This window comes from Intestinirhabdus alba (assembly GCF_009711095.1).
GTDB lineage: Bacteria > Pseudomonadota > Gammaproteobacteria > Enterobacterales > Enterobacteriaceae > Intestinirhabdus > Intestinirhabdus alba.
In genome coordinates, this window is the sequence record NZ_WMJZ01000079.1 from 1 (window position 1) to 4,423 (window position 4,423).

5 protein-coding genes are annotated in these 4,423 nt (G+C 61.0%); all 5 read left to right on the plus strand.

Going from position 1 to position 4,423, the window contains the following annotated elements; genetic code table 11:
* Window positions 1-303, plus strand: a 303-nt coding sequence (locus GJV78_RS23145) for a type VI secretion IcmF C-terminal domain-containing protein (protein ID WP_330998842.1), incomplete at its 5' end; no start/stop codon positions are given.
* Window positions 304-432: 129 nt separating this feature from the next.
* On the plus strand, window positions 433-2,196 hold the full coding sequence (tssF, locus tag GJV78_RS22325; RefSeq protein ID WP_155110255.1) for a type VI secretion system baseplate subunit TssF: 1,764 nt from the start codon (window positions 433-435) through the stop codon (window positions 2,194-2,196).
* On the plus strand, window positions 2,196-3,251 hold the full coding sequence (tssG, locus tag GJV78_RS22330; RefSeq protein ID WP_209439280.1) for a type VI secretion system baseplate subunit TssG: 1,056 nt from the start codon (window positions 2,196-2,198) through the stop codon (window positions 3,249-3,251). The genes tssF and tssG overlap by 1 nt, the downstream gene beginning before the upstream one ends.
* Window positions 3,232-3,762: a type VI secretion system lipoprotein TssJ gene (gene tssJ / locus GJV78_RS22335; RefSeq protein WP_155110257.1), complete on the plus strand. Its 531-nt coding sequence runs from the start codon at window positions 3,232-3,234 to the stop codon at window positions 3,760-3,762. The genes tssG and tssJ overlap by 20 nt, the downstream gene beginning before the upstream one ends.
* Before the next feature lie 134 nt (window positions 3,763-3,896).
* Window positions 3,897-4,423 (plus strand): contractile injection system protein, VgrG/Pvc8 family (locus GJV78_RS22340; protein ID WP_269140516.1); only part of this gene is annotated, 527 nt, incomplete at its 3' end.

The following is a 4,423-nucleotide window of genomic DNA, read 5'->3' on the forward strand; positions in this document are numbered from 1 at the left end:
CCGGGGGCGTCCCTGAGCTGGATAAGCACGGAGGCCGGGACGCGGCAGTACGCGGAGATGAGCGGAGCCTGGGGGCTGATAAGGCTGCTTGATAAGGCGTCGGTGGAGGCGTGGGCGGGAACGGGGAGCAGCTGGCGGGTGAGCTGGAAAGCGCAGGACGGGCGGCAGCTGAACTACACGCTGCGCACGGAGGCGGGAGAAGGACCGCTGGCGCTGCTGGCGCTGAGAAACTTCCGGCTGCCGGAGACGATCTTCATCATCACGGGAAAGGGGGAGGTCGCACCGCAGACAGAGGGGGAGTAGCCGGGTCGGGAGGTTTAACCTCCCCGATGGGAACAGAGTATGCGGCCAGCGAAATGAACGTCCCGGAAGAGGATATTCACCGGTGGCCTCCGTTTATTTACCAGACTGATAATCAGAAAGAAATACACTATGGATGATTTAACCCTGCGTTATTTTGACGCTGAAATGCGCTATCTGCGCGAGGCGGCGAAGGAGTTCTCCCGGACACATCCGGACCGGGCGGCGATGCTGGATCTGGATAAAGCCGGAACGCCGGACCCGTACGTTGAGCGTCTGTTTGAAGGCTTCGCGTTTTCCGTTGGCCGCCTGCGCGAAAAAATCGATGACGATCTGCCGGAGCTGACCGAAGGGCTGGTCAGTATGCTGTGGCCGCACTACCTGCGCACCATTCCCTCGCTGTCGATCGTGTCGCTGACCCCGGATCTTCCGGCGATGAAAATGGCGGAAACGGTGCCCGCCGGGCTGGAAATTTACTCCCGCCCGGTGGGGCCAAAAAATACCGTCTGCCATTACCGCACCACCCGCGCGGTAACCCTCAACCCGCTGGCGGTTTCAGCCGTCACCATGACCACCGAACCGGACGGGCGCTCGGCGCTGCGCATTCGTTTTGCCTGCAGCAGGCAGGCCGACTGGTCGCAGGCGGATCTCCGTCGGCTGTGCTTATACCTGGGCGAGGAGAGCGTGGTGGGCAGCGCCCTGCATCTCTGGCTGACCAGGCGGCAGGCCGATCTCTGGCTGCGCCTGCCGGAGCAGACGGATCGCATCAGGCTTGACGGCTACTTCTCGCCGGGCGGCTTTGGCGAAGAGGACGGCCTGTGGCCGAAGGGGGAAAGCGGCTTCAGCGGCTATCAGCTGCTGCTGGAGTATTTTACCTTCCGGGAAAAATTTATGTTCGTACACCTGAACGGGCTGGAGAACGTCACGCTACCGCCGGGCACGGCATTCTTTGATATTGAGGTGGTCTTCAGCCACGCCTGGCAAAGCGATCTGCCGGTCACCGACAGCACTCTGCGGCTGCACTGCGTGCCGGTCATCAACCTGTTTACGCTGGAAGCCGATCCGCTGACCATCAGCGGGCTGGAGAGCGAATATCTGCTGCGTCCGAAGCGTCTGCAGGACGGGCATACCGAGATCTACTCCGTCGACAGCGTCACCGGCTCCGGAAAAACCGGCGACGCCCGCTATGTACCGTTTACCAGCTTTCGCCACCAGGGGGCAATGATGCGCCGTCACGCGCCGGAGCGCTATTACCATACCCGCGTGAGGCGCGGTGTGACCGGGATGCATGACACCTGGCTGATTCTGGGGGGCCAGAAATGGGATGCCGAGCGGCGGCTGGAGAGCGAAGCGGTGTCGCTGCGTATTACCGGCACCAACGGCCAGCTGCCCCGCCGGGCGCTGCAGAGCACGCTGCTGGACCGCTGCGAGCAGGTGACGGAAACCGCGCTGACCGTCCGTAACCTGTGCAAGCCGACGCTGCCGGTCTATCCGCCCGCGGAGGATCGCTTTCACTGGCGGGTGATGAGCCATCTGGGCACCCGCTTTCTCAATATGATGAGCTGCGCGGAGGTGCTGCGCGGCACGCTCTCCCTCTATAACTGGTGCGAGGATGAGCTGAACAACCGGCGTCTGGAGGCGATTCAGGCGGTGCGGCACCACCGCATTCAGCGCTTTGAAGAGGGCTTCCTGCTGCGCGGCCTGGATATTGAAGTCACCCTCGACAGCAACGGTTTTATCGGCGAGGGCGACATCCATCTTTTCGGCGAGATGCTCAACCGCTTTTTTGCGCTCTACGCCGATATGAATCAGTTTAACCAGCTCACGCTGATCGTTCAGCCAGAAGGAAAATGTATCCGGTGGAAAGAGAATCACAGTCCGCGCCTGCCCGGCTGATGGCGCAGCTGCGGCCACAGCTGCCGCATATTAATTTTTATCGCTTTTGCCAGCTTCTGGAGCAGAGCCAGCCCGATGCTCCGGTGGCGGGCAGCAGCTGGCAGGTTCGCCATGAGCCGGTACGCTTCCGTCCCCATCCGGGGATGGGATTCCCTGCCAGCGAAATCAAAGGGATGTACGATCCCGACCCGGAGTCTCCGCATCTGCCGCCGACGATCCGGGTGACCTTTATGGGGCTGTACGGCGTGGAGTCGCCCCTGCCGACGCACTATATCGACGATATTACCCGGCGTCGGGAAGGGCATGAGGTGGTGCAGGATTTTCTCGATATCTTCAATCACCGGCTGATTGCCCAGTATTACCGTATCTGGCGCAAATATTCCTGGCCCGCCTCCTTTCAGGCGGGGGGGCGCGACAACACCTCGCAGTACCTGCTGGGGCTGGCGGGGCTGGGTATTCCGGGATGTGCGGAAACGGTGGCCACGCCGCTGTCGCGTTTCCTGGCGCTGCTGCCGGTTATGCTGCTGCCGGGACGCACGGCGGAAGGGCTGGATGCGCTGGTGCAGCTGCTGGCACCGGACACCCGGGCCAGGGTATATCACCACGATCGCTGCCGTATTCCGCTGAAGCAGCCGCTGACGATGAGCGTCGGGCAGCCGGTCAGCCTCCGCTTCCGCCCGGTAATGGGCACCCATGCGGTTGACGTAAACGGCCAGATCCTGCTGCGTTTATCGACCGATAATCCGGCAGAGGCGAGAGGCTGGCTGCCCGGCGGCGATCTGCACGGCGACCTGATGGCGCTGCTGCACGTTTATCTGGGAACACACCTCGATGTGCGTCTGCAGCTCTGTATTGCCCGTCATCTGCTGCCCGACGCGCAGCTGCGCTGTCAGCAGGACGCCGCCGTCCAGCTCGGTCGGACGGCGGCGCTGCGGCCGCTGGCGGCGGGCGCAAATAAGAATGAAACAATAACCATTCAGCTGGGCCGCTATCAGCGCGTTCAGGAAAATATTCACCGAAGGGAGAACTATGAAGATGGCGATTATCACTGGTAAAGCCACCGCCGCGCTGCTGACGCTGGCGCTGATGGGGACGCTTTGCGGCTGCGGGCTGACGCAAAGCGTAAAGGACAGCACCGTTTCGGCGGCAAAGTCCATTTTTTATAAACAGGTCAAGACGCTGCACCTCGATTTTCAGGCCCGTGAGGGCGTTAATAACAACGCAAACGGCGCGGCGCTGGCGACAGTGGTGCGGGTTTATCAGCTGAAAGCGCGCAAAGCCTTTGATGATACCGATTATCCCTCGCTGTTCGCCTTTGACAGCCAGGCGATAAAGGCGGATCTGCTGGCGGAAAGAGATCTCCGGCTGCGGCCCGGCGAGTCGCTGGCCCTGGATATGCCGATGGAAGCGGAGGCGGAGTACGTGGCGGTAGCCGCGATGTTTATCGATCCTGACCAGAATAATAATACCTGGCGGCTGGTGTTATCCCGCGACGATCTTGACCCTGATAAAGCCCGCGTTATCGAAGCTGGAAATAACCGCCTGACTCTCAGGCCGCTGAAGTAGCTATTTCACCTGATGTGACCGCTGCAAAAAAGACATGCAACGTTATCGCCTTTTCCGGAGCAACGTTGAAATACGATTCTCATCAGCCAGCGAAGAAGGAAGAGGGATAACGCATGGAGAATGGAGAAAGAATGATGAGTCTGATGGACCCCGTAAAAGCGTTAGTTAACGCCAGTCTGAACCGCTACCGGCTGGATATTCCGTCCTGCGCTTCAGCCATGGACGTGGAGCATTTCAGCGGCCGGGAGGCCCTGAGCGAACCCTACCGTTACGACATCGTGTTCACCAGCCCCGACCGGGATATCGAGGCCCGGCAGATGCTGAACCAGCCCGCCACCCTGACCCTGGGCAGCGGCCCGCTGCAGCGCCTGTTTGCCGGCCGGCGGGTGCACGGCGTGGTGACCCGTTTTCAGCGCATTGGCAGTTCGGCCGACCAGTCGGTGTACCAAATCGTCCTTGAGCCGTTTCTCTCCCTGCTGGACAGGCAGTTCCGCAGCCACCGCTTTTTTGTGAACAGGTCGGTGCCGGAGGTGGTGACTCAGGTGCTGCAGGAGCACGGCCTGAAGTGCTGGGAGTACGAGTTTGTGCTGAAAGCGGACTACCCGAAGCGTGAACAGATAAACCAGTATCAGGAAAGCGACCTGACGTTTATCCGCCGGCT